Raw genomic sequence first — 24,568 nt, 5'->3', positions numbered from 1 at the left:
TCCGGACTCTCTTCTAGTGGGCCACGGCGGCTGCGCCGTGTTCGTCGATCAGGGCGCCGGTTTCGAACCGCTCCAGCGCAAACGGCTTGTTCAGTTCGTGCGGGGTTCCCGTGGCGATGGTGTGCGCGAAGGTCAGGCCCGCGGCCGGGGTGCCCTTGAAGCCGCCGGTGCCCCAGCCACAGTTCACGAACATGTTCTCCACCGGGGAGGTGCCCACGATCGGGGAGGCGTCCAGGGTGGTGTCCACGATCCCGCCCCAGGTCCGGAGCACGTGCGCCCGGGCAAAGATCGGGAAAAGCTCGACGGCGGCCGCCATCTGGTGCTCGATCACATGGAACGAGCCGCGCTGGCCGTAGCCGTTGTAGGAGTCCACGCCGGCGCCCATCACCAGTTCACCCTTGTGGGCCTGGGAGACGTACACGTGCACGTGGTTGGACATGACCACGGTGGGGTGGACCGGTTCGTGCAGTTCGGAGACCAGTGCCTGGAGCGGGTGGGACTGGATGGGGAGCCGGAAGCCGGCCATTTCCGCCAGGACCGAGCTGTGGCCGGCAGCGCACAGGCCCACTTTTTCGGTGTTGATGGTGCCGCGGTTGGTCTTGACGCCGGTGACCCTGTTGCCGTCCTTGACGAAGCCGGTCACTTCGCAGTTCTGGATGATGTCCACGCCGAGTTCGTCGCACTTGCGGGCGAAGGCCCAGGCCACGTGGTCGTGCTTGGCGATGCCGGCGCGCGGCTGGTAGGTCGCGCCCATCACCGGGTAGCGGATGTTGTCATTGATGTTCAGGATGGGGCAGAGTTCCTTGACCTGCTGCGGGTCCAGCCACTCTGCGTCCACGCCGTTGAGCTTGTTCGCTCCAACGCGCCGGATGCTCTCGCGGACATCGCCCAGTGTGTGCGCCAGGTTCATGACGCCGCGCTGGCTGAACAGGAAGTCGTATTCGAGCTCCTCGGGCAGGATCTCCCAGAGCTTGAGCGCGTGCTCGTAGATGGCCGCGCTCTCGTCCCAGAGGTAGTTGGAGCGGATGATGGTGGTGTTCCGGGCCATGTTGCCGCCGGCGAGCCAGCCCTTTTCCAGGACCGCGATGTTGGTCATCCCGTGGTTCTTGGCCAGGAAGTAGGCGGTGGCCAGGCCGTGCCCGCCGCCGCCGACAATCACGGCGTCGTAGCTCTTCTTGGGGTCCGGGTTGTGCCAGAGGAATTCCGGGTGCTCCGGAAGCAGATCGGCCATCATGCCACCTCGGTCGCGTCAGAGGAGAGGTTGGGGTAGAGGGGGAACTTTCCGGCCAGGATTTCAACCCGCTGCCGGAGTTCCGCCACGGTCTCGTCGCTGAACTCGCGCTTGAGTGCTGCAGCGATAATGTCCGCGACCTCGGTGAATTCTGCCTTCCCGAAGCCACGCGTGGCCAGTGCCGGCGTGCCGATACGAAGACCGGAAGAGACCATCGGCGGACGCGGGTCGAAGGGCACGGCGTTGCGGTTGACCGTGATGCCGATCCGGTGCAGGCGGTCTTCGCCCTGCTGGCCGTCCAGTTCCGAATTGCGCAGATCCACCAGGACCAGGTGCACGTCAGTGCCACCGCTGACTACGGTCACGCCGGACTCTGCAACGTCGGCGGACAGCATGCGTTCTGCGATGATGCGGGCGCCTTCCAGGGTGCGTTCCTGGCGGTCGCGGAACGCCGGCTCAGCAGCGAGCTTGAACGCAACAGCCTTCGCGGCAATGACGTGCTCCAGCGGGCCACCCTGCTGTCCGGGGAACACCGCGGAGTTGACCTTCTTGGCGATGTCGGCGTCGTTGGTCAGGATCACACCACCGCGCGGGCCGCCAAGAGTCTTGTGGGTGGTGCTCGTGACGATGTGGGCGTGAGGCACGGGGTTGGGGTGAAGCCCTGCGGCCACCAGGCCTGCGAAATGCGCCATGTCCACCATCAGGTAGGCACCTACCAGGTCCGCGATACGGCGGAACTCGGCGAAGTCCAGCTGCCGGGAGTAAGCGGACCAGCCGGCGACGATCAGCTTCGGCTTGTTCTCAACCGCCAGGCGCTCGACTTCAGCCATGTCAATCAGCAGGGTGTCTTCGCCGACTCCGTACGGGACCACTTTGTAGAGCTTGCCGGAGAAGTTGATTCGCATCCCGTGTGTCAAGTGGCCACCGTGTGCGAGGTTCAGCCCCAGGATGGTGTCGCCGGGCTGGATTAGGGCGAACATCGCCGCTGCGTTGGCCTGGGCGCCTGAGTGGGGCTGCACATTGGCGAATTCGGAGCCGAACAATGACTTAAGACGGTCGATGGCCAGCTGCTCGACCACGTCAACGTGTTCGCAGCCGCCGTAGTAACGCTTGCCCGGGTAGCCTTCGGCGTACTTGTTGGTCAGGACGGATCCCTGCGCCTCCATGACCGCAGTCGGCGCAAAGTTTTCGGAGGCGATCATCTCCAGGGTGCCCTGCTGGCGCAGCAGTTCCTGCTGCACAGCGGCATGGATCAGAGGATCGGTCTCTGCGAGCGAGCGGGTCAGAACGTCGACCATCATTTCTCCTAAGTCTGCTATCTAATATCCTGTTGATATATTAGTTATGTGACTCAAGTATGCTATCGACTCCGGAGGGTGTCAACAGATTTCTGAGGGTTTAGCCAGGAGAGCCAAGAGCGGCCGCGAAGCAGACGAAGGCCTTGAACGCCTAGAGCGCAGCCCTTCCGGGCTGCGCTCCATTCCTGGCGTGGAGATCCGGGCTAGGCGGCGAAAAGAGCTTCGCGCACAGCGTGCTCGAAGCCAGTGACGTGGATCCGCGCGAGCTCCGCGGCCCGGGCTTCATCTCCGTCGATAACCGCACGGAGCAGGTCCACATGCTCATGCACGTGACGGGACAGGTCGGGAAGGCGATCCAGGACCAGGCACCAGATTCGTGTCGCGAGATTGTCGTAGCGAATCAGGACATCTTCGAGGTGGGGATTGGCGGCGGCCGCGTAAATGCCTTGGTGCACACGGGCATCGAGGCGCAGGGTTTCAACGACGGAGGCCGCACTTGTGTCGAAAGACTCGACAGCGCGCATAACAGCCCGCAATTGCTCTCTCATCGACTCCGTCGCCACCCGCGCAGCCCGGGAGGCGGCAAGAGGCTCAAGCTGGGTGCGGATTTCGGAAATGAACGCAAGATCAGTGACCTCCACCCGCGTCGCGAAAGTACCCCTCCGCGGATAGGAAACTACCAGGCGATCCAGCTCCAGCCGCTTCAGGGCTTCACGCACCGGAGTCCGACCGACGCCAAGGTCCTTGGCGAGGTCGTCGTCATTGATGAGGTCGCCAGGCTTGATGTCAAGCATCAGCAGCCGGTCCCGGATGCGCTCGTAGGCCACGTCAGCCAACGACCTCTTTGCCGAATCAGCAATTGCTAGAACTTCAAAAGCCATAGCGTGGACCCCTTTTCATTCAAGCCAAGAAGGCTATTGACCTCCACCACTGACCAGTATACGCTGAATGCCAGTCCTAATATATCAGTTCTAAAACTTGAAATATATCTAAAAGGAGGAGACATGACCCTAGTGGCGACAGACTCATCTACCAGCACGCTGCCTCAGTCGGAGGCCCGCGTGAAAGACCAGACGCAGAAGTTCGTGCTCACACTGTCGTGCGGCGAACGCGCGGGCATCGTCCAGGCGGTCACCACCTTTCTCTTCGAGCGTGGCTTTAACATCGACGAACACCAGCAGTTCGACGACGGCCTCCGCCAGACACTGCATCTGCGCACCGCCTTCTCCGGCTCGTCGGCCTACACCCCGGAGAGGCTCCAGGAAGAATTTCGTTCGATCGCTGACCGCTTCGACATGAAGTTCAGCTTCCATGACCAGACCAAGCAACGCGTCCTCGTGATGGTGTCCAAGTTCGGCCACTGCCTGAACGACCTGCTCTTCCGATGGCGTGGCGGAAGCCTCGGGGGCGACATCGCCCTTATAGTTTCCAACCATGAAACCCACCGGGCCATGGCCGAGGCCGCCGGCCTCCCCTTCATTTACCTCCCGGTAACCCCTGAGACAAAGTTGGATGCCGAACGGCGCCTGCTGGAACTGGTGGACGAGCATAACATTGACCTCGTCGTGCTCGCCCGGTACATGCAGGTATTGTCCGACGACCTCTGCCGCTCGCTGGAAGGCCGGGCTATCAACATCCACCACTCCTTCCTCCCGGGCTTCAAGGGTGCACGCCCTTACCACCAGGCCTACGACCGTGGAGTCAAGCTGGTGGGCGCAACGGCCCACTATGTAACCGCGGAACTGGATGAGGGGCCAATCATCGAACAGGAAGTCATCAGGGTCGACCACAGCTATGGACCGACCGCCCTCTCAACAGTCGGACAGGACGCCGAAGCACTGGCACTGTCACGCGCCGTGCGGTGGCACTGCGAACACCGTGTGCTGCTGGACCAAACCAGCACTGTCGTGTTCCGCTAAGCACGACCACCAAACCAGCAAAGACAAAACACGAAAATCAGCAGGAGAAACCACATGGCATCGACGCCAAGCATTGTCATTATCGGAGCTGGAATCGTCGGCACAAACCTGGCCGATGAACTGGTCGCCCGGGGTTGGAACAACATCACTGTCCTGGACCAGGGACCGCTGAACATGCCCGGGGGCTCCACGTCCCACGCCCCGGGTCTCGTCTTCCAAACGAACCCTTCAAAGACCATGGCTACCTTCGCCAGGTACACCGTTGAGAAGTTCTTGTCCCTGACCGAGGACGGCGTCAGTTGCTTCGACCAGGTCGGTGGCCTCGAAGTCGCCACCACCGAGACCCGCCTGGCGGATCTGAAGCGGAAGCTCGGATACGCCGCCGCGTGGGGAATCGAAGGCAAGATCCTTTCCCGCGCTGAGTGCAAGGAGCTCTACCCGCTCCTGAACGAGGAAGACATCCTGGGCGGGCTCCACGTCCCCAGTGACGGCCTGGCACGTGCCGCCCGGGCCGTCCAGCTGCTGATCCAGCGCACGGAATCCGCAGGCGTCAAGTACCTGGGCAACACCACGGTCACGGGCATTGAGCAGTCCGGCCGTCGCGTGACCGGTGTCGAGACCTCCGAAGGTGTCATCCCCGCCGACATCGTGGTCTCCTGCGCAGGCTTCTGGGGCGCCAAGATCGGCGAAATGATTGGCATGGTCGTCCCCCTTCTCCCCCTGGCCCACCAGTACGTCAAAACCACTCCGGTGCCAGCACAGAAGGGACGCAACGAACTTCCCAACGGGGCTTCGCTGCCGATTCTGCGGCACCAGGACCAGGACCTCTATTACCGCGAACACGGCGACCGCTACGGCATCGGCTCCTACGCGCACCGTCCCATGCCCGTGGACCTTGCGGACCTGGGCTCCTACGACGCCAACAGCATCAGCGAGCACAACATGCCCTCCCGCCTCGACTTCACCCTGGAGGACTTCCTCCCGGCATGGGAGGCCACCAAGCAGCTGCTTCCAGCGCTGCGGGAAAGCGACATCGAGGACGGCTTCAACGGCATCTTCTCCTTTACTCCCGACGGCGGGCCCCTGGTGGGCGAGTCCAAGGAGCTCGATGGCTTCTTCGTGGCCGAAGCCGTTTGGGTGACCCACTCGGCTGGCATCGCCCGGGCTGTTGCCGAACTCCTGACCACCGGAAAATCCCAGATCGACCTTGGTGAATGCGATATCCACCGTTTCGAAGAAGTCCAGCTGACCCCTGAGTATGTCAGCGAAACTTCCCAGCAGAACTTCGTAGAAATCTATGATGTCCTGCACCCCCTGCAGCCCAAGCTCTCCCCCCGCAACCTCCGCGTCAGCCCTTTTCACGCCCGTCACAAGGCACTGGGAGGGTTCTTCCTGGAGGGCGGCGGATGGGAGCGCCCCTACTGGTTTGAAGCCAACGCGGAACTGCTGAAGGAGATGCCGGCTGAGTGGCAGCCCCCGGCCCGTGATGCCTGGTCCGCGATGTTCAGCTCGCCCATTGCAGCCGCTGAAGCCTGGAAGACCCGTACCGCGGTGGCCATGTACGACATGACTCCGCTCAAGCGCCTCGAGATCTCCGGCCCGGGAGCACTGAAGCTGCTGCAGGAGCTCACCACAGCGGACCTGGCGAAGAAGCCCGGGGCAGTCACCTACACCCTCCTGCTGGACCACGCCGGCGGCATTCGAAGCGACATCACCGTGGCCCGGCTGAGCGAAGACACCTTCCAGCTCGGAGCCAACGGAAACATCGACACCGCATACTTTGAGCGGGCCGCCCGTCACCAGACCGAAAGCGGAACCGCCAGCGACTGGGTACAGGTGCGCGACACGACAGGCGGCACCTGCTGCATCGGTTTGTGGGGCCCCCTCGCCCGGGACCTGATCAGCACTGTCAGCAGCGACGACTTCTCCAACGACGGTCTTCGTTACTTCCGGGCCAAGCAGGTTGTCATCGGCGGCGTCACCGTGACCGCGATGCGCTTGTCCTACGTCGGCGAGCTGGGCTGGGAACTGTACACGAGCGCAGACAATGGCCAGCGCCTCTGGGATGCCCTGTGGAAGGCCGGGCAGCCCCACGGCGTCATCGCCGCGGGCCGGGCCGCCTTCAGCTCGCTGCGTCTGGAAAAGGGTTACCGCTCGTGGGGCACTGACATGACCACTGAGCACGACCCTCTGGAAGCCGGCCTCGGATTCGCCGTGAAGATGACCAAGGAAAACTTTGTCGGAAAGGCCGCCTTGGAAGGCCGCACCGAGGAGAACTCCGCCCGCCGCTTGCGCTGCCTGACGGTCGACGACGGCCGGAGCATCGTGCTGGGCAAGGAACCGGTCTTCTACAAGGACCAGGCAGTCGGCTATGTCACCAGTGCCGCCTACGGCTACACCGTCGCCAAGCCGATCGCCTACGCGTATCTTCCTGCCGCTGTCAGCGTTGGGGACTCGGTTGAGATCGAGTATTTCGGGCGGCGCATCCAGGCCACAGTCACCGCGGATCCGCTTTACGACCCGACGATGACCAGGCTCCGCGGCTAACCCACCCGCCAGACCATTCAAGGGCACGCGCCCCGGACTCGTCACCTCGCAACCAGAGTCCGGGCCGCTGCTCTTCCATGGCATCTCAACCCTGCCCAGTCGACTCAAGCTTCAGCCCAGGAAGACACATGATCAGTTCAGAAACAATCAACGCATACCTCGCAAGGCTTGCCTCGCGCGAACCAACCCCAGGCGGCGGCGCAGCCGCGGCGCTCCACGCCGCCCAGGGGGCAGCGCTCGTCGCCATGGTTGCCAGATACACCACCGGCTTGAAATACGAGCAGCACGACGAACTTGTACAAAGAATCATCAGCGCCGCCGACGGACTGGTAGTCGAGGCCCTGCGCCTGGCGGATGCTGACCAACATGCGTTCCAAGGCGTCATTGATTCGTACAAACTTCCGTCCGGGACGGAAGAGCTTAAAGCCGCACGGACGGCATCCATCCAGGAGGCGCTCATCCTGGCGGCGCAAACGCCCGCGCAGCTCATTAGGCTCGCCGGCGCCATCGTGGATCTTGCCACGGAACTTTTCGAGGTCGCGAATGCCAATGTGATCAGCGATGTCGCTGCTGCCGCCGACGCAGCCCGCGCAGCCGCAAGCACCGCCCGGGTGAACATCGACATTAACGTGGTGGCCATCAAAGACGCCGCGGCCCGTTCGCGGTTGGCTGACCAAACCGACGGCCTCGAGGAAAAGGTCATCCTGGCAGCAGACTCCCTCGTGGGGCGCGTGCGTGAAAGGATTCTCGGTTGAGTGCCGTACTCCTCTCCGGAAAACAACTGGCAGGGACCATTAAGCAGAAGGCCCAACATGAGGCCCGGGACCTCGAAGCCGACGGGCTACGCCCCACGCTCGCAGTGGTTGTGGCCACCGACGACGGCTCCACGCACTGGTACGTCCGGTCCATCGAACGTGCCGCCGAAAGTGCCGGCATCAGTTGCCGGATCGTGGACCTCGGCCCCGATGCCACCGGACAGGTCTTGGCCTCAGTCCTGAAGGACCTCAGCGAGGATCCATCCGTTCACGGCATCATCCTCCAGACGCCTCTGCCTCCCGGCGTCGGAACAGATGAGCTGGTCGGGCACATTGCCCCGGAGAAGGACGTCGATGGCGCGAACCCGTTGAGTCTTGGCCGCCTTGCTGTGGGCCAGCCCTCGTTCGCACCTGCCACCGCCCGCGCCGTAATCGAGATTCTTGACCACTTCGACATTCCGCTGGCAGGCCGGAATGTGGTCGTCATTGGCCGTTCCGCCGTGGTGGGAAAACCGCTGTCCCTGCTGCTGCTGGAGCGCGACGCCGCGGTTACCGTCTGCCACTCCAGGTCAGGGCCGTTGGAGAAATACACCAAGACCGCCGACGTCGTGGTCGTCGCAGCCGGGCGTACCGGTCTGTTGAACGGCGGCCATGTTTCGTCCGGGGCCATAGTCATAGACGTCGGCACCAACGTCCTTCCTGACGGATCCCTCGTCGGGGACGTCGACGAGGGTAGCGTGCGGGGCATCGCCGCGGCCCTGACTCCTGTCCCGGGCGGCGTCGGCTCCGTCACCACATCCCTGCTTCTTCTGCACACAACCGAGGCCGCGCGGGAACAGTTGCGTGCCTTGGTCCCGGGATCGGCCGGATGATCCACCCCGGGCACAACTGTTACCCCGTGGAACCCGTTCTCGTATCCACCGAAGGCGTGGAATCGCTTGAAGGGCGAGCCTTTGTGTCCGCGCTCGTGCAGGTGTTGAATTCCTTCTGCACGGCGCGGACTCAAACCGACCGGGATGTGCTGCACGCGCCCGGCGAATGCCCCGATGTTGTTTTCGTGACCTGCCGAGGCAACGCCGGGCACTGCATGCTCCGGATTATCCCCGGGCCGCAGGACTCCCCGTTCGGGGCGCCGGCGGAGATCACAGTCTTGGACCCTTCGCACCCGGAGGCGCCGCTGCACGCTGCCGAGGCCCTGGCGCAGCTTCCCGCCCTCGCCGCAGTTCGCGGTTTCGGGCAACTGTCCGCTTCCCCGTCCCTCCACTGTGTTTCGCTTGCGGCCTATCCGGATCCGGAAGCGGCCTTCCACGAATTCTACGGACTCTCCAGCCACCGCGTCTGGCTGGACAGCTCGAACGCGATCACGGACGCCGTGGCGGGACGCAACCGCTACAGCATCATGGCTGACGATTCGGGCAGCCGCGGAATGAGGGCACAGCATGCGAACGGCGTGACTACCGTGGAGTCAAAGCTGGTGGTTGCCCGAATTCCAGGTCCCTTCTTCAGTTGGCTGGAAAGGAATTGGTCCAGCAACCAGGCACCGGATCCGGCTCTTCCCCCCGGGCTGGGGTTCGCCCTCGGCTGGCTGGGCTACCTGGGCTACGAGCTCAAGCGCGAGTGTGGCGGCAACGCGGTGGAATCACCACTGCCGGATGCCTCGTTGATCCGCTGCAGCCGGGCTGTGGTGTTTGACCATGAGGCGCGGTGCGTATACCTTCTGGCGGAAGCCAGCGCGGAAGGCCGACAATGGTGCCGGAACGCCGCGCGACGCATCCGGCGCCTGACTTCCGCGCCCCGGAGCCTCAGCAGCCGGTTGCCGGCCGTACAGTTCAGCGCAGCGGACACCGCCGAGTCCTACCTTCAAAAAATCGCTGCATCCCAAAACGAAATCGTGCAGGGAAACTCCTACGAGGTGTGCCTCACGACCCAAATTTTCAGTAATTTCCACGAGAGCCTGGATCCGTGGGACTTTTACGGCAGACTCCGCCGGGCCAGCCCCGCGCCGTTCGCAAGCTTCGTCCAGCTAGGAGCGGTGGCAATCGCGAGCTCCTCGCCGGAGCGGTTCCTCAGTATCACCGCCGGCGGTCACGTCCGCGCCGAACCTATCAAGGGAACCCGACGACGGGACACGTCACCACTGGCGGACAGGCAGCTGAAGCATGACCTCACGACCTCGACAAAGGACAGGGCGGAGAACATCATGATCGTGGATTTGATGCGAAACGACCTCTCCCGCCATGCCGAACCGGGAACAGTTTCCGTGACACGGCTCTGCGACGTTGAGACTTACACAACGGTGCACCAGCTGGTAAGCACCATCGAAGCCACAATTGCCGGGGACCGGTCAAGGACGGCAGTGGTCGCGGCTGCCTATCCTCCCGGGTCGATGACCGGGGCTCCCAAGATCAGCAGCATGGACATCCTCGACGAATTGGAATCTCAACCGCGCGGGCCCTATTCGGGTGTGGTTGGCTATTTTTCCCCCAACGGCGCCGCGGACCTGTCGGTCACCATTCGCAGCGCCGTCTTCCAGAATTCACCCGCGGACGGGCAGCGGCTGTCCGTGGGTATCGGCGGGGCCATCACAGCCGACTCCGACCCCGACGATGAGCTGGCAGAGATTCGCACCAAGGCCACTGCCATCCTTGGAGTCCTAGGCGCCGCTTTTCCCGTATGAGCTCATGCTGAGCGGGTCCTGGCCTGGTCTACAGCACAGCCCTGATGAGCTTCTCGAAATCGGTGACGTGCTGGGTGGTCAACCGCGCAGCAGCTTCGGAGTCCCCGGCCGCGATGCATTCGAGAAGCTCAATATGCTGGGCAATATGCTCGGACACCGGCGGAAGCTTTTCCAGCACCAGGCTCCAAATCCGTGTTGCCAGATTGTCGTAACGAATCAGGACATCTTGAAGGTGCCGGCTTCCTGTGGCGCGATAGATCGTCCGGTGTACCCGCATGTCCAGGCGCATGAGGTCCTGCTGCGACTGCATCCCTGGCAGCAGCTGCCCTACTTCCCGTGCAAAGTCCCTAAGCTCCTGCCGAAGCTGCGGCGACGCAATCCGCGCAGCCCGCGCGGCTGCCGCAGGCTCCAGAAGGTGGCGAATCTCGGAGATTTCAGCCAGATCTTTAATGTCCACGCCCGCGGCGAACGTTCCGCGGCGCGGATAGGCCACCACCAAATGGTCGCTCTCAAGCCGCTTCATAGCTTCGCGGATCGGCGTCCGGCCGACACCGAGACGCCTGGAGATTACTTCATCGTTGAGGGGCTCACCCGGCTTGATGTCCAGAACGATCAATTCATCGCACAAGATCCTATAGGCGAAGTCGGCAAAGGATTCGTCGTCCTGCCTCAGCGGCACCAAGGAACCCCCCGCCTCCACTGGTAATCCGCCAGCGTTTGCCATGTTCAAGTCTCCTCCCGATATGCGTCCGAGCCTTGACGCCCCGGCTCCCAGTACATAGTATTCCTATAACTGATATATCAATATGTAAGCATAAAAATGTCAAGGGCTCCAGTTTCTTCCGAAAGGGGTGAGGGCTCCGGACGGTACCGGATCTGCAACGCGTACGCCACGAATGGAGAGCAATGAGCAATAAAGCTGTTGCAAGGGTGCGGCTGGAAGTTGTTCCCTCAGCCGATCTGCTCACCCAGCTCCCCCTGGTGTTTGACACTCCGGGCTCCGTGAGCGTGACGTGCCTTCCGCACCACGGTCCTGAACGCACCGTAGAAACATCCACGCGCCTGGCGCGCCTGGGGTACCACGCGGTTCCCCATTTGGCCGCCCGCAGCATCACCAGCAAGGCCCACCTGCATGCCCTGCTGCTGGAGTTGCAGGGGGCGGGAGTCTCCGAGCTGTTTGTCGTTGCCGGTGACCGCCGCACCCCCGCGGGTCCCTACTCCTGGAGCGGACAGCTCTTGGAGGCTGTCAAAGCGTATTCACCTGCCTTTTCCGCAGGCATTGCCGGCTACCCTGAAGGCCACCCCCACCTGGGCCAGGACAAACTCGTGAGCAGCCTCGAGATCAAGGCGCAATGGCGTCATCACTGATCACCCAGATGTGCTTTTCTGCCGAGGCGATCAGCAACTACCTCCGGACGATCCGCAGAAACGGCGTTGAGCTCCCGGTGTGGGTTGGGGTGCCCGGTCCGGTGTCAGTTAATAAGCTTGTGTCCATGGGAGCACGCCTCGGCGTCGGCCGTTCGCTCAAGCTGGCCCGCAGTTCAGGCATGGCAGGCGCCCTCTGGCGGCGAGGCGACTTCATGAACTACGACAGTGGCCGACTGATCCGCGAAGTTCACCAAGAGCTGGCAGGTGATCCGCTCTTTGCCGGTTTCCACGTCTACACCTTCAACGACCTAGGCCGCTTGCCCGGCCTCCTGGACAGCCTCCCGAGGCTGCGGGAGGCCACCGCATTGCCACCAAGCAACCCCGCCAGCTCCCTGTTTCCTGCCCAGATCTGAAGGAACGATCACATGGCTTCAAAAGCCCCCAAACAGAATATCGACGAGTCAAAGCTGACTGTCACCAAACCCAAGTCCAAGGCCGTCGGCATCCCCGCCGTCGTGAACTCGTTGAAGATCTCCCTACAGCAGATGGGTCCGCTGCGCAGTGTCCAAACGCTGCTGGCAGTCAACCAGGTCGACGGGTTCGACTGCATGGGCTGTGCGTGGCCCGAACACGAAAAGCGCAACGCAGCCGAGTTCTGCGAAAATGGCGCGAAGGCAGTGGCCGAGGAGGGCACCCGCCGCCGCGTCACCCCCGAGTTCTTCGCCAAACACTCCATCGAGGACCTGAAAACGCGGGACGACTACTGGCTGGGTCAGCAGGGCCGGCTGACCCACCCGATGCTTTTGGCCGAGGGAGCCACGCACTACACACCCATCGAATGGGACGCAGCCTATGAGCTGATTGCCCAGGAGATGAAAGAAATGGACCATCCCGGCCAGGCAGTTTTTTACACTTCCGGGCGGACCTCGAATGAAGCCGCTTTCCTCTACCAGCTCCTCGTGCGGGGACTGGGCACGAATAATCTCCCCGATTGCTCCAACATGTGCCACGAGTCCACGGGTTCAGCCCTCGTCGAAACCATCGGCATCGGCAAGGGCTCGGTCAGCCTCGTCGACCTGGAGACAGCCTCGCTGATCTTCGTTGCCGGGCAGAATCCAGGTACTAACCACCCGCGCATGCTCAGCGCCCTGGAAAAAGCGAAGAAGAACGGCGCCGTCATCATCTCCGTCAACCCACTTCCCGAGGCCGGGCTCCTCCGGTTCGAGAATCCACAGACGATCTCCGGAACGCTCGTGGGCACGCAACTGACCGATGACTTCCTGCAGATCCGGGCCGGCGGGGATCAGGCCCTCTTTCAGGGGCTTGGCAAATACCTCCTCGAGGCGGAGGCGCAGGGGAGGCAGACCCCGGGACTGACTACGGTCCTGGACCACGAATTCATCAATAACCACACCGTGGGCATCAACGAATACCTGCGGCACCTCGAAAAGGTCCAGTGGAGTGAAATAGTCGAAGCCACGGGCCTGAGCTTGGAGCAGATCAAGGCCACGGGCGAACGCCTGCTGGCCTCCAATGCCACCATCGTCTGCTGGGCCATGGGCCTAACCCAGCACAAACACTCAGTTCCCACGCTCCGGGACGTCGTCAACGTGCTGCTTCTCCAAGGCAACATCGGTAAGCCCGGAGCAGGAGTATGCCCCGTCCGCGGCCACTCGAACGTCCAGGGCGACCGCACCATGGGCATCTTCGAAAAGATGCCAGAGGCGTTCCACGACAGGCTGGACCAGGAGTTCAAGTTCCTTTCCCCTCGCAAGCACGGCTACGACACCGTTGCAGCGATTCGTGCCATGCGGGACGGCAAAGTCCGCGTCTTCATCGGAATGGGTGGAAACTTCGTCCGGGCGGCCCCGGATTCCGTGGTCACGGAGCGGGCATTGGCCAACACAGACCTGACGGTACAGATCTCCACGAAGCTGAACCATTCCCACGTGTCCACGGGCCGACGCGCGCTGATCCTCCCGACGCTGGGTCGGACCGAAAAGGACGCGCAGCGCACCGGGGACCAGAGGGTGACGGTGGAAGACTCGATGAGCGCCGTCCATGCGTCCCGCGGACGGATTAAGCCGGCCAGCGAGCACCTCCACTCAGAAGTGGCCATAGTGTGCAACCTCGCCCATAAGCTCTTCACCGACAGTGACAACCTCCCACTGCCCAACACGCCTAAAGCTGCCTGGCTCTCGATGAAAGACGACTACTCCCTGGTCCGGAAACACATCGAGGCGGTCATCGACGGCTTCGAAAATTTCGAGGAGCCGGATCCGGCACCCTGGCGGCTTTGTCCTCCCCCACCCTCCGCGGGACGCCAGACAGTTCGAGACCGCGTCGGGCAAGGCCCACTTTACCGGCAATGAGCTGGAATTCATCAAAGTACCCGAGGGGCGGCTGGTCCTTCAGACCCTGCGCTCACATGACCAGTACAACACCACCATCTATGGCAAGGATGACCGATACCGCGGTATCCACGGTGGGCGTCGCGTGGTTCTTGTCAACGAGGCTGACATCGCTGAGCTGGGCTTTAGGGACGGTGACATGGTTCATTTGATTTCCGAGTTCCGCGGGACAGAGCGGCGGGCCGACAACTTCCGGATCGTTTCGTACTCGACGCCGAAGGGCTGTGCGGCAGCATACTACCCGGAGACCAACGTGCTCGTGCCGCTCGATTCGGTAGCTGACACCAGCGGTACACCGACATCCAAGTCCGTCATCGTGCGGCTGGAACGGGCCGAAGCGTGAGCGCCGACATGACGACGGCAACAGCGTCCAAGAGTGTGGACGGGCCGCGGGTTGAGCAGGCCGTCCGCGAATATCTACTTGCGATCGGAGAGGACCCGGACAGGCCAGGGCTCGTGGATACGCCCGCGCGGGTAGCCCGGGCGGCTGCGGAGATACTTGGCGGGCTTCATGAGGACCCCCTGGCCGTGCTGGATAAGACCTTTGACCTTGGGCACGGAGAAATGGTCATCGTCAAGGACATCCCCTTCTACTCCACCTGCGAGCACCACCTGGTGCCGTTCCACGGCGTAGCCCACGTTGGCTACATCCCATCGGCTGAGGGTATCGTCACGGGACTGAGCAAGCTGGCCCGGCTCGTCGATGTCTTTGCACGCAGGCCCCAGGTCCAGGAACGGTTGACAACCCAGGTCGTTGATGCGCTGGTCAGTTCGCTGCGGCCCCTGGGGGCCATTGTGGTAGTTGAGTGCGAGCACCTCTGCATGTCGATGCGCGGTGTCCGCAAGCCCGGGGCCAAGACCATCACTTCAGCCGTCCGCGGGGAGCTCCGTCTGCCGGCGGCCCGGGCTGAGGCGCTCAGCCTGATACAGGGACGCTAAGAAATCTCTGGACACACACCCCGTCCTGCAATAAGATGTAACTGATATATCTTGACGGATGATTCGACATATCAGTATTGGACATATCAGTATCCATTCGGAGGAACCATGTCTGACATCATCGTTGAAAATGACCACACGGTCGCATCCGCAGGGGCAGCGGCCCAGAGCTAGGCACCAACGGGAGGGTTCCATCACGGATGACCGACCCGTTCCCGTGAACGATGCTTCGATGGCCTGAAAACCTGGGGAGGTAGCTCATCGAAGCATCGCTTTCGGGCGGCGGGTCAGCATCGAAGTCCTCACAACACAGCAATTGTCCAAGGAGTGTCCCATGTCAGGAAACAGAGCAGTCGCCTACAAGGAACCCGGTGTCGTCGAGATCATCAATACCGACTACCCGACGTTCGAACTCAAAGATGGACCCGGCGTCAATCCAGTCAACGTCGGCCGGAAGGTGCCACACGGTGTGGTTCTCCGCACCGTGACTACCAACATCTGTGGCTCGGACCAGCACATGGTACGCGGGCGAACAACGGCCCCCCCGAACTTGGTGCTGGGACACGAAATCACCGGCGAGGTGGTAGAAGTCGGTCCCGATGTGGAATTCATCAAGGTCGGCGACATCGTCTCCGTGCCATTCAACATCTCCTGTGGCCGGTGCCGGAACTGCAAGGAAGGCAAGACCGGGATCTGTCTCAACGTCAACCCAGACCGGCCCGGTAGCGCCTACGGATACGTGGACATGGGTGGCTGGGTGGGCGGTCAAGCCGAATACGTGCTGGTTCCCTACGCTGACTGGAACCTGCTGAGGTTTCCCGACCGCGATCAGGCTCTGGAAAAGATCATGGACCTGACCATGCTTTCAGATATTTTTCCCACCGGATTTCACGGAGCCGTCACCGCAGGCGTGGGCGTAGGATCCACCGTTTACATCGCCGGCGCCGGTCCGGTCGGCTTGGCCGCCGCCGTCGGCGCCCAACTGCTCGGCGCGGCAGTCGTAATTATTGGGGACATGAACGAGGACCGCCTGGCACAGGCCCGGTCGTTCGGATGCGAAACAGTGAACGTGTCCAACGGAGACCCCAAGGACCAAATCGACCAGATCCTGGGCGTTCCAGAAGTGGACTGCGCCGTGGATGCCGTCGGTTTCGAGGCCCGCGGCCACGGGAAGGATGCCTCCCACGAAGCCCCGGCAACCGTGTTGAACTCCCTCATGGACATTACCGCTGCAGGTGGTGCGCTGGGTATCCCCGGCCTGTACGTCACCGGAGATCCGGGTGGAATTGACGATGCAGCCAAGCATGGCTCCCTCTCGCTGTCCCTCGGCACCGGTTGGGCAAAGTCCCTGTCCTTCACCACCGGCCAGTGCCCGGTCATGAAGTACAACCGCCAACTGATGATGGCCATCCTGCATGACAAGGTCCAGATCGCCAAGGCAGTGAATGCCACAGCGATTCCGCTTGAGGAGGCACCGCGCGGCTACGCCGAATTCGACGCCGGCTCGGCAACAAAGTTCGTGCTGAACCCGAACGGATACGTCAAGGCGTAACACACCGGCTGACGGGGCCGGGGACTGCGGGACGGCACCACGTGGTGCAATCCTTACGTTCCCCGGCCCTGCACGTTTCAGTGCATCACTACCTTTAGAAAAGGGGCCACCGTTGCTCGTCCAAGAGACCGCCACAAGCGACAGCACTTCGGAGTTGCACCTTGCATGGCGACCTTCGGGGCATCCCTCCCCCACCTGGCCCGAAGCCCGGCAGCTGGCTTTCGATTGCGCGGTCCCGCTCGCGCCCGTGGATGTCCCGCTCCCATTGGCAGTAGGTCGCACGCTTACCCGCGACGTCGCCGCCCTGCAAAAACTCCCCCATTATGACTCCTCTGCCATGGACGGCTGGGCCATTAATGGCGGTGGTCCATGGATCCTTACCGACCACGAACCCTTTCTGTTCCCCGGGAGTGCCAGCGTCATAGCTACCGGCGGACTGGTCCCTGCCGGCGCCCAGTCGATACTCCGCAAGGAAAGCGGCCAGATCCATCAAAACGCTGACGGCAGCCTTCTCCTGCGGCTCAATGACCATGCAAAGGAAGGCGAACCTGGGCCGGGCCAACACCTTCGTCCTGCAGGCGAAGAAGCTGCCGCCGGTGAAGTGCTGATCCCGGCAGGCACAATACTGAACCCCGCCCACCTTGCCCTCGCTGCAGTGGCTGGCCACGACGAACTGCAGGTCCAGGCGAAACCAGTGGTGGCGATCGTATTGACCGGCTCCGAAGTGGTGACCCAGGGCGTTCCGGCACCAGGACAGGTCAGAGACACCTTTGGTCCGCAGCTGGGCACAGTCATTTCCCTTCTGGGGGGCACGCCCGCCGGCTCCCTGCGGATTGGGGATTCCTACCCCGAATGGCTCGCGGCACTTGGCGGTTCAGACGCGTTCCCCGGGCAGATGCCGGACGTGATCGTAACCACTGGCGGAACTGGCTGTTCAGGGACAGATCATTTTCGCGCCGCCGTGGCCGCCCTCGGTGGGCGCCTGCTGCTGGACGGCATCGCTATGCGCCCCGGCCACCCGGCTGTCCTGGCCGAACTCCCCGATGGTCACTTCGTCGTCGGACTTCCTGGAAATCCCTTGGCCGCAATGATGGCCCTCATCACACTCGCAGACCCGCTGCTGGCGGCACTCGGAGGCAGGCCCCTGAGCGCTGTTGGACAGGTGACCTCCGCCGCTGACGTTGATCCGTACCCTGGCCGTACGCGTCTTCTTCCCTGCAGGTTCATCGAGGGGCTGGCCTTTCCCGCCTCCCATACAGGGCCCGGCATGATGCGTGGACTGGCTTGGGCCGACGGCGTCATGGCCGTTCCCCCTGGCGGAGTCCAGTCCGGCGGGCCGGTCCCTGTGCTCCCCCTCCCCTGGACGCAGGCTAACCAAACAATTCTTTCCACCACCAACCGAGCACGGAGCACCGCATGGCCCGCATGACACAGCGCCGTAAGATCCACCGCTTCCATCTGGACGGTTCCGGCACCGAATACGCGGTACGGTTCAAGGAAGACATACTCGCCGCTGAGGAGCCCTTGGAAATCCGAATCGGCGGCCGCTCTTTCGCTGTCACCATGAGGACCCCTGGGGACGATTTTGACCTAGTGGCCGGGTTCCTGGTCTCAGAAGGCATCATCAGTTCCCATTCCGAGCTCGTATCGCTGCGCTTTTGCGCCGGCGATGCCGGGGGAGAACAGACGTATAACGTGATCGAGGTGCAGCTGAGGCCGGGTGTACCCATGCCGGACACTATGCGGCATGTCTATACTTCAAGCTCCTGCGGCATCTGTGGGACAGACTCCATCGACTCCGTCCGCAAGACCCTACCCTTCGATCCCGCCCAGGACGCGCTGCGGATTCCCGTGGATCTCCTCGCCGGACTGCCGGAGCGGCTTCGCGAGGCCCAAGGTCTGTTCGACAAGACCGGCGGCGTCCATGCGGCCGGCCTGTTCAAGGTGGACGGTACCAGCCCGGAACTGCTTTGTCTCCGGGAAGACGTCGGCCGTCACAATGCGGTCGACAAAGTGGTGGGGTGGGCCCTCCGGCAAGACCTGCTGCCGTTGAGCGGCACTGTACTCCAGGTTTCGGGGCGGGCTTCCTTCGAGCTTGTCCAGAAGGCCGCCATGGCCGGCATTCCCGTCCTGTCTGCCGTGAGCGCGCCCTCCAGCCTGGCCGCCGACCTCGCCGTCGAGACCGGAGTGACGTTGGTTGCATTCAGCAGGGGACACAGCCTGAATGTCTACGCGGGACGCGAAAGGCTTGGCCCTCAGCAGAACGTGATCCGCGAGGAAACCTATGCCCGGCGTTGACGTAGTCCTCGCCCAGCTCAGTGAAGACCCTATCTCGGTGGACTGGGCCACAGCGGCAGTCCAAGGCCACGAAGCCGGGGCGGTGGTCAGCTTCAGCGGCGTGGTCCGGAACCACGACGGCGGCATGGCCGTCAGCAGATTAAGCTACTCGGCGCACCCCACAGCACATCACATCCTGGCCGAAGTCGTGACAGAACTGGTCGCGGAGCATGCCGGGAAGGCCGACAAGCCGGTCCGCATCTGGGCCGCCCATCGCGTCGGGATGCTCCAGGTGGGTGATCCTGCACTGGTCTGTGCCGTCTCGGCAGCTCACCGTGGCCAGGCCTTTGCTGTGTGTTCAGAACTTGTGGACCGCATCAAAGCCCGCGTGCCGATCTGGAAAGAACAGTTCTTCGAAGACGGCACCGTGGAGTGGGTCGGCGCAGGCCAAACCATAGCCACCCGCCCAACCTCGCCAAACCCAGAAAAAGGAGCATCATGACCGCGACTATTTCGACTGCCATTTCAACAATGCAGTCAGGTGCCCCCGTTACGTCCGACGGACACTCTAGGTCAGTTGGTGCCGACGGCGCCACCATCCTGACCGATCACTACCTCGTGGAAAAGTTCGCCCAGTTCAACCGCGAGCGGGTGCCGGAGCGCGTAGCGCACGCCAAGGGCGGCGCTGCATTCGGTACGTTTCAAATCATCGACGGCAACAGCATGGTCATTGAATCGGACGAGGCCCCCCGACCTTCCGCCCGTCTGACTCCCGAGGGCCATGTTTAACCGCAGGCCCATGCCTCACCGAGCAAAGGACCCGCTCATGGCTTTTAATAGTGACCTAAAATCCCACACACCCGAGGAGTTGCCTGCTGACAACGGGGTGGCAGAGGCTCCGAGCAACGAAGAACCTGTAAATGCGGAGAATAGTAAAGTAGTCATTAGTGTCTCCGGCGAAGTAGACAGAACCCCCGCTGTCCTCGATCCGGAGGAAGGAGACGCAGCCACCTTGCCGGACGTCGAGTACGAGCAAATCCTCGAAGAGCTGCGCCATGCCAAGACTGAGCAAGCAGTTGCGGATCGCCGGAACCATAAGCTCATTCTCGACAAGATCACGTTCGGGATCACAGGCGTCATCGCCATTGCCTTTGTTATCTGGGGCTTCGTGGGACGCGACAGTCTGTCCGACACTTCCACGGGTGCCCTGAACTGGGTCATGGAATACACCGGCTGGCTCTTCATGCTCCTGGCCTCGCTCTTCGTGGTCTTTGTCCTGTGGCTGGCCCTAGGCAAGTTCGGCAACATCCCGCTAGGCAAAGACGGGGAAAAACCCGAATTCCGTACCGTCTCCTGGGTCGCGATGATGTTCGCCGCCGGCATGGGCATCGGGCTGATGTTCTACGGCGTGGCCGAACCGCTCTACCACTACATCTCTCCCCCGCCCGGCACCGTGGATGGACGGACCCCCGAAGCCATCCAGACCGCCATGGCCACCTCGATCTTCCACTGGACCCTGCACCCCTGGGCCATGTACGCGGTGGTCGGCATCGCCATGGCCTACGGCACGTACCGCTTGGGTCGCAGGCAACTCATCTCCGTCGCCTTCACGTCGCTCTTCGGCATCAGGACGGTAGAAGGGCCGGTCGGGAAGTTCATCAACATCCTGGCTATTTTCGCCACCCTGTTTGGTACCGCCGCATCGTTGGGCCTGGGAGCCCTGCAGATTGGCAGCGGCATGACCTCCAACGGTTGGTTCGGCGAAATCGGCACCCCCGTGCTCGTGGTGATCGTCGCCGTCCTGACCTTATCCTTCGTCGCTTCGGCCGTCTCTGGCATCAGCCGCGGCATCCAGTGGCTCTCCAACATCAACATGGTCCTGGCCGTCGTCCTGGCACTAATCGTCTTCATCGCGGGCCCCACCCTGTTCATCCTCAACTTGATCCCTTCCGCGGTCGGCGACTACGCCCGCGACCTGGCCGAGATGTCATCCCGGACCGAAGCGGTCGGCGACGAGTCACTGCGAAGCTGGATGACCAGCTGGACCATCTTTTACTGGGCCTGGTGGATCTCCTGGACGCCGTTCGTTGGCATGTTCATCGCCCGCATCAGCCGCGGCCGCACCATCCGCCAGTTCGTCACCGGCGTGCTACTGGTGCCCAGCATCGTCAGCGTGATCTGGTTTGGCGTCTTCGGCGGAGCCGCCTTCCACGTCCAGCAGGAAGCCGACAAGGCCAACACCTCCGGCCTGGCCACCATGGTCAACGGGACACCGTCCGTCAACTTCGACGGAGCACTCTTTGACCTGGTCAAGAACATGAACATGCCTGGCTGGCTCACCGCAGCCGTTATCGTGCTGGCCATGATTCTAGTTGCGATCTTTTTTATCACTGGCGCCGACGCGGCCTCCATCGTGATGGGATCGCTCAGCTCCAACGGCGCCGAGGACCCTCGCCGCGGAGTTGTCATTTTCTGGGGCTGCCTCACCGGCGCCGTGGCGGCGGTCATGTTGCTGGCCGGCGGCGATGAACCATCGGAAGCCTTGGCCGGCCTGCAACGAATCACCATCGTGGCAGCGCTACCGTTCGTCATCGTCATGCTGTTGCTCTGCTTTGCCCTCACCAAGGACCTCCGCCGGGATCCCCTCTCCTTGCGACGGCGCCTGGCCACATCCGTAGTGGAGCGGGCCATACGCACTGGCGTGGAACAACACGGCGGCGTTCAATTCGACCTCGTAACAAAGCACGACCGCGCCGAAAAGTGCCCCGACTCGGACTGTCTGGGAGGGACTCCCACGGGGAGCATCCCAACCGTCGAGCCCAAGCATCCGGACCCGGACAGTAAATAGCTGCGCACCTTAAGTAGCAACCCACCTCGGCGGCACGCGGCTTGTTCCGACCCGTGCCGCCTGGGCACACCCACCTCCAACGCATAGCAAAGGTGTCTACATGTCCCAGCACCACGACCAAAAACACGCGGCCTCGGCCATATGGAAGGAAGCACATGACTGATAGGCAGGAACACCCCCCGATCCCCTCCCCCGGAAGTGCCCAGGGCCTGGACAGCAAGGTTGAAGGCGGGTGCCCGGTGGCGCATGGCAGCGTGACCTCGCACGGCAGCGAGAGTGAAAACCCGGCCATCGATTCGCCGCAGCCCAAGGGGCACCGGCCGCGGACCGTCGCGGACTGGTGGCCTAACCAACTGGACCTCTCGGTGCTTCACAGCCATAACCCGGCGGGCAACCCGCTTGGCCCCACGTTCAGCTACCGCGAAGAGTTCCAGAAGCTCGACGTCGAGGCGCTCAAGCAGGACATCATCCAGGTCCTCACCACCTCCCAGGACTGGTGGCCGGCAGACTTCGGCCACTACGGCGGCCTGATGATCCGGCTGAGCTGGCACGCCGCCGGCACATACCGCGTTCACGACGGCCGCGGCGGCGCAGGGGACGGCAGCCAGCGGTTCGCGCCACTGAACAGCTGGCCGGACAACGCCAACCTGGACAAGGCCCGGCGGCTGCTGTGGCCGGTGAAGCAGAAATACGGCCAAAAGCTTTCCTGGGCGGACCTGCTGGTCCTCGCCGGCAACGTCTCCCTCGAGTCCATGGGATTCAAGACTTTCGGCTTCGCCTTCGGCCGCGAAGACGTGTGGGAGCCCGAAGAGATTTTCTGGGGGCCCGAGGACACCTGGCTCGGCGACGAACGCTACATCGGCGAAGGCCAGATGTCGGAGGAGGTCGGCTCCACGGAGATGGGCCTCATTTACGTTAATCCCGAGGGTCCGATGGGCAATCCGGATCCCAAACTCGCGGCAGCCTTCATCCGCGAAACCTTCAAGCGGATGGCCATGAACGACGAAGAGACCTTCGCGCTGATCGCCGGCGGCCACACGTTCGGAAAGACCCACGGCGCCGGTGACGCCGACGCCCACGTAGGTCCCGAGCCGGAAGGCGCCAACCTCGAGGCGCAGGGGCTGGGCTGGCTCAGCACGTACGGCAGCGGCAAGGCTGGTGACACGATCACCTCCGGCCTCGAGGTCACCTGGACCGACCGGCCCACCCAGTGGAGCAACCGCTTCCTGGAGATCCTGTTCGAGTACGAGTGGGAGCTGGTCAAGAGCCCCGCCGGCGCCCACCAGTGGGTTGCCAAAGATGCCCCGGAGATCATCCCGGACGCGCACGACCCGGAGAAAAAGCACCGGCCCACCATGCTGACGACGGACCTGTCGCTTCGCGTCGACCCGGTCTATGAGGAAATAGGTCGCCGCTTTCTGAAGAACCCGGACGAGTTCGCGCTTGCATTCGCCAAGGCTTGGTACAAGCTGCTGCACCGCGACATGGGCCCGGTTGGCCCGCACATGCTCGGTCCGTGGGTCCCCGAGGCCCAGCTCTGGCAGGACCCGGTCCCGGCAGTGGACCACGCGCTGATCGACGAGCAGGACATCTCCTCGCTCAAGGCCCAACTGCTGGACTCGGGTCTGTCCGTCTCACAGCTTGCCGGTACGGCATGGGCCGCGGCGTCCACCTTCCGCAAGACCGACCGGCGCGGCGGCGCCAACGGTGCGCGGATTCGGCTGGAGCCGCAGCGCGGCTGGGAGGTCAACGAACCCGAGCAGCTTTCGACGGCGTTGCAGGCGCTTGAGAGGGTCCAGCAGCAGTTCAACGCCGCCCAAGCCGGGGACAAGAAGGTCTCGCTAGCGGACCTGATCGTCCTCGGCGGCTGCGCCGCGGTGGAGAAGGCTGCCCGGGACGCTGGCTTCGCCGTCACCGTGCCGTTCCGTCCGGGACGCACCGATGCCGCCCAGGACCAGACCGACGTCGAGCAGTTCCAGTACCTGAAGCCGCGGGCGGATGGGTTCCGGAACTATGTGCGCCCCGGCGAGAAGCTCCAGCCGGAGACTCTCCTGCTGGACAAGGCGTACCTGCTGGACCTCTCCGCACCGGAGATGACGGCGCTCATCGGCGGCATGCGCGCCCTCGGGACGAACGTCGGCGGTTCCAGCCATGGCGTCCTCACGGACCGGCCCCAGGTCCTGACAAACGACTTCTTCGCCAACCTGCTCTCACCGGGCACCAAGTGGAAGGCGTCGGAGTCGGAGGAGAACGTCTACGAAATCAGTGACGTCGCCACCGGCGAACTGAAGTGGACCGCCACACCCGTGGACCTGGTCTTCGGCTCCAACTCCCAGCTCCGGGCGATCGCCGAGGTCTACGCGAGCGACGACGCCACTGAGAAGTTCGTCAACGACTTCGTGGCAGCCTGGGTAAAGGTGATGGAGCTCGACCGCTTCGACCTGCGCTGAGTGAGCGCCCGGGCCATCGCCATCACGGTCCCTGACCGCGTACCCGCCTAGCCAAACACCAACGCCCCGCCCTCCATATACGGAGGGCGGGGCGCTTCGTATATGAGATATAGGTCCCCATTGCTAAGAGCCTTTGTCGGCATGCTATTGAGCCATGGGACCAATTCTTCATGGGCGATGAGTGGTTTCGAATTGACGTAGCGCGCTACTAATTAGCTGTTTTCGATTTGGCGCCGCAGGAGCCTAGTACTGCTCCGACTCGGGCAGCGGACTCATCCAGACTGTAGGCAATCTTC

The 24,568-nt window shown here is 62.9% G+C and carries 18 protein-coding genes and 2 pseudogenes; 16 read left to right on the top strand and 4 right to left on the bottom strand.

Annotation, left to right across the window (positions count from 1 at the left end; genetic code table 11):
* Positions 1–13: 13 nt before the first annotated feature.
* From QFZ69_RS00685 to QFZ69_RS00675, 3 genes are all read right to left on the bottom strand, one after another.
* Positions 14–1,234, bottom strand: a complete 1,221-nt coding sequence (locus tag QFZ69_RS00685; protein WP_373461763.1) for a sarcosine oxidase subunit beta family protein — start codon at positions 1,232–1,234, stop codon at positions 14–16.
* Positions 1,231–2,529, bottom strand: a complete 1,299-nt coding sequence (glyA, locus tag QFZ69_RS00680; RefSeq protein WP_306919665.1) for a serine hydroxymethyltransferase — start codon at positions 2,527–2,529, stop codon at positions 1,231–1,233. The genes QFZ69_RS00685 and glyA overlap by 4 nt, the downstream gene beginning before the upstream one ends.
* 203 nt (positions 2,530–2,732) lie before the next feature.
* On the bottom strand, positions 2,733–3,410 hold the full coding sequence (locus QFZ69_RS00675; RefSeq protein WP_306914872.1) for a GntR family transcriptional regulator: 678 nt from the start codon (positions 3,408–3,410) through the stop codon (positions 2,733–2,735).
* A gap of 123 nt (positions 3,411–3,533) precedes the next feature.
* Between QFZ69_RS00675 and purU the strand changes: the two genes are divergently transcribed.
* The 5 genes from purU (at position 3,534) to pabB (ending at position 10,427) form a co-directional block, all read left to right on the top strand.
* Complete coding sequence (gene purU / locus QFZ69_RS00670; protein WP_306914870.1) at positions 3,534–4,448, top strand: formyltetrahydrofolate deformylase; 915 nt, start codon at positions 3,534–3,536, stop codon at positions 4,446–4,448.
* Between the two features lie 54 nt (positions 4,449–4,502).
* On the top strand, positions 4,503–6,995 hold the full coding sequence (locus QFZ69_RS00665) for an FAD-dependent oxidoreductase (protein ID WP_306914869.1): 2,493 nt from the start codon (positions 4,503–4,505) through the stop codon (positions 6,993–6,995).
* A 128-nt stretch (positions 6,996–7,123) separates the two neighbouring features.
* Positions 7,124–7,750 (top strand): cyclodeaminase/cyclohydrolase family protein, encoded by a 627-nt coding sequence (locus QFZ69_RS00660; RefSeq protein ID WP_306914866.1) that lies wholly within the window; start codon positions 7,124–7,126, stop codon positions 7,748–7,750.
* Entirely contained in the window at positions 7,747–8,622 is an 876-nt protein-coding gene (locus QFZ69_RS00655; protein WP_306914864.1) for a bifunctional 5,10-methylenetetrahydrofolate dehydrogenase/5,10-methenyltetrahydrofolate cyclohydrolase, read from the top strand. Before QFZ69_RS00660 ends, QFZ69_RS00655 begins: the two co-directional genes overlap by 4 nt.
* Positions 8,619–10,427, top strand: a complete 1,809-nt coding sequence (gene pabB, locus QFZ69_RS00650) for an aminodeoxychorismate synthase component I (RefSeq protein WP_306999846.1) — start codon at positions 8,619–8,621, stop codon at positions 10,425–10,427. The genes QFZ69_RS00655 and pabB overlap by 4 nt, the downstream gene beginning before the upstream one ends.
* Positions 10,428–10,455: 28 nt before the next feature.
* Here the strand turns inward: pabB and QFZ69_RS00645 are convergent, their stop codons facing one another.
* Positions 10,456–11,151: a GntR family transcriptional regulator gene (locus QFZ69_RS00645; protein ID WP_306914861.1), complete on the bottom strand. Its 696-nt coding sequence runs from the start codon at positions 11,149–11,151 to the stop codon at positions 10,456–10,458.
* 182 nt (positions 11,152–11,333) lie between these two features.
* Between QFZ69_RS00645 and QFZ69_RS00640 the strand changes: the two genes are divergently transcribed.
* The 11 genes and pseudogenes from QFZ69_RS00640 to katG all read left to right on the top strand — a co-directional run bounded on the left by QFZ69_RS00640 (position 11,334) and on the right by katG (position 24,272).
* Positions 11,334–11,795 carry a hypothetical protein gene (locus QFZ69_RS00640; RefSeq protein WP_306914859.1) on the top strand — a complete coding sequence of 154 codons (462 nt, stop codon included), beginning with the start codon at positions 11,334–11,336 and terminating at the stop codon, positions 11,793–11,795.
* Entirely contained in the window at positions 11,780–12,208 is a 429-nt protein-coding gene (locus QFZ69_RS00635) for a hypothetical protein (RefSeq protein ID WP_306914857.1), read from the top strand. The genes QFZ69_RS00640 and QFZ69_RS00635 overlap by 16 nt, the downstream gene beginning before the upstream one ends.
* Before the next feature lie 12 nt (positions 12,209–12,220).
* A pseudogene (locus QFZ69_RS00630) lies at positions 12,221–14,549 on the top strand (FdhF/YdeP family oxidoreductase).
* Positions 14,550–14,557: 8 nt separating this feature from the next.
* Positions 14,558–15,145: a GTP cyclohydrolase I FolE gene (folE, locus tag QFZ69_RS00625; protein WP_307000449.1), complete on the top strand. Its 588-nt coding sequence runs from the start codon at positions 14,558–14,560 to the stop codon at positions 15,143–15,145.
* Positions 15,146–15,479: 334 nt separating this feature from the next.
* Entirely contained in the window at positions 15,480–16,697 is a 1,218-nt protein-coding gene (gene fdhA, locus QFZ69_RS00620; RefSeq protein ID WP_306914853.1) for a formaldehyde dehydrogenase, glutathione-independent, read from the top strand.
* Between the two features lie 154 nt (positions 16,698–16,851).
* Entirely contained in the window at positions 16,852–18,126 is a 1,275-nt protein-coding gene (locus QFZ69_RS00615) for a molybdopterin molybdotransferase MoeA (protein WP_306919546.1), read from the top strand.
* Positions 18,114–18,995 (top strand): formate dehydrogenase accessory sulfurtransferase FdhD, encoded by an 882-nt coding sequence (fdhD, locus tag QFZ69_RS00610; protein WP_306914851.1) that lies wholly within the window; start codon positions 18,114–18,116, stop codon positions 18,993–18,995. Before QFZ69_RS00615 ends, fdhD begins: the two co-directional genes overlap by 13 nt.
* Positions 18,982–19,476: a molybdenum cofactor biosynthesis protein MoaE gene (locus QFZ69_RS00605; RefSeq protein WP_306914850.1), complete on the top strand. Its 495-nt coding sequence runs from the start codon at positions 18,982–18,984 to the stop codon at positions 19,474–19,476. Before fdhD ends, QFZ69_RS00605 begins: the two co-directional genes overlap by 14 nt.
* Positions 19,473–19,679: pseudogene (locus tag QFZ69_RS00600) on the top strand (catalase); the annotation flags it as partial. The gene QFZ69_RS00605 and the pseudogene QFZ69_RS00600, both read left to right, overlap by 4 nt.
* 121 nt (positions 19,680–19,800) lie before the next feature.
* On the top strand, positions 19,801–21,822 hold the full coding sequence (locus tag QFZ69_RS00595; RefSeq protein ID WP_306914848.1) for a BCCT family transporter: 2,022 nt from the start codon (positions 19,801–19,803) through the stop codon (positions 21,820–21,822).
* 155 nt (positions 21,823–21,977) lie between these two features.
* A complete protein-coding gene (katG, locus tag QFZ69_RS00590; protein WP_306914846.1) occupies positions 21,978–24,272 on the top strand; it encodes a catalase/peroxidase HPI in 2,295 nt (764 codons plus the stop codon).
* The last annotated feature ends 296 nt before the right edge of the window (positions 24,273–24,568 follow it).

The organism is Arthrobacter sp. V1I7, assembly GCF_030817015.1.
GTDB lineage: Bacteria > Actinomycetota > Actinomycetes > Actinomycetales > Micrococcaceae > Arthrobacter.
Note: the sequence above shows the minus strand (reverse complement) of the source record. Positions and strands in the feature narration are given on the sequence as shown.

Excerpts from the sequence above, each read along its gene's own strand:
- QFZ69_RS00685 (WP_373461763.1), bottom strand. The coding sequence starts at position 1,234 with ATGATGGCCGATCTGCTTCCGGAGCACCCGGAATTCCTCTGGCACAAC.
- glyA (WP_306919665.1), bottom strand. The coding sequence starts at position 2,529 with ATGGTCGACGTTCTGACCCGCTCGCTCGCAGAGACCGATCCTCTGATC.
- QFZ69_RS00675 (WP_306914872.1), bottom strand. The coding sequence starts at position 3,410 with ATGGCTTTTGAAGTTCTAGCAATTGCTGATTCGGCAAAGAGGTCGTTG.
- purU (WP_306914870.1), top strand. The coding sequence starts at position 3,534 with ATGACCCTAGTGGCGACAGACTCATCTACCAGCACGCTGCCTCAGTCG.
- QFZ69_RS00665 (WP_306914869.1), top strand. The coding sequence starts at position 4,503 with ATGGCATCGACGCCAAGCATTGTCATTATCGGAGCTGGAATCGTCGGC.
- QFZ69_RS00660 (WP_306914866.1), top strand. The coding sequence starts at position 7,124 with ATGATCAGTTCAGAAACAATCAACGCATACCTCGCAAGGCTTGCCTCG.
- pabB (WP_306999846.1), top strand. The coding sequence starts at position 8,619 with ATGATCCACCCCGGGCACAACTGTTACCCCGTGGAACCCGTTCTCGTA.
- QFZ69_RS00645 (WP_306914861.1), bottom strand. The coding sequence starts at position 11,151 with ATGGCAAACGCTGGCGGATTACCAGTGGAGGCGGGGGGTTCCTTGGTG.
- QFZ69_RS00640 (WP_306914859.1), top strand. The coding sequence starts at position 11,334 with ATGAGCAATAAAGCTGTTGCAAGGGTGCGGCTGGAAGTTGTTCCCTCA.
- QFZ69_RS00635 (WP_306914857.1), top strand. The coding sequence starts at position 11,780 with ATGGCGTCATCACTGATCACCCAGATGTGCTTTTCTGCCGAGGCGATC.
- folE (WP_307000449.1), top strand. The coding sequence starts at position 14,558 with ATGACGACGGCAACAGCGTCCAAGAGTGTGGACGGGCCGCGGGTTGAG.
- fdhA (WP_306914853.1), top strand. The coding sequence starts at position 15,480 with ATGTCAGGAAACAGAGCAGTCGCCTACAAGGAACCCGGTGTCGTCGAG.
- fdhD (WP_306914851.1), top strand. The coding sequence starts at position 18,114 with ATGGCCCGCATGACACAGCGCCGTAAGATCCACCGCTTCCATCTGGAC.
- QFZ69_RS00605 (WP_306914850.1), top strand. The coding sequence starts at position 18,982 with ATGCCCGGCGTTGACGTAGTCCTCGCCCAGCTCAGTGAAGACCCTATC.
- QFZ69_RS00595 (WP_306914848.1), top strand. The coding sequence starts at position 19,801 with ATGGCTTTTAATAGTGACCTAAAATCCCACACACCCGAGGAGTTGCCT.
- katG (WP_306914846.1), top strand. The coding sequence starts at position 21,978 with ATGACTGATAGGCAGGAACACCCCCCGATCCCCTCCCCCGGAAGTGCC.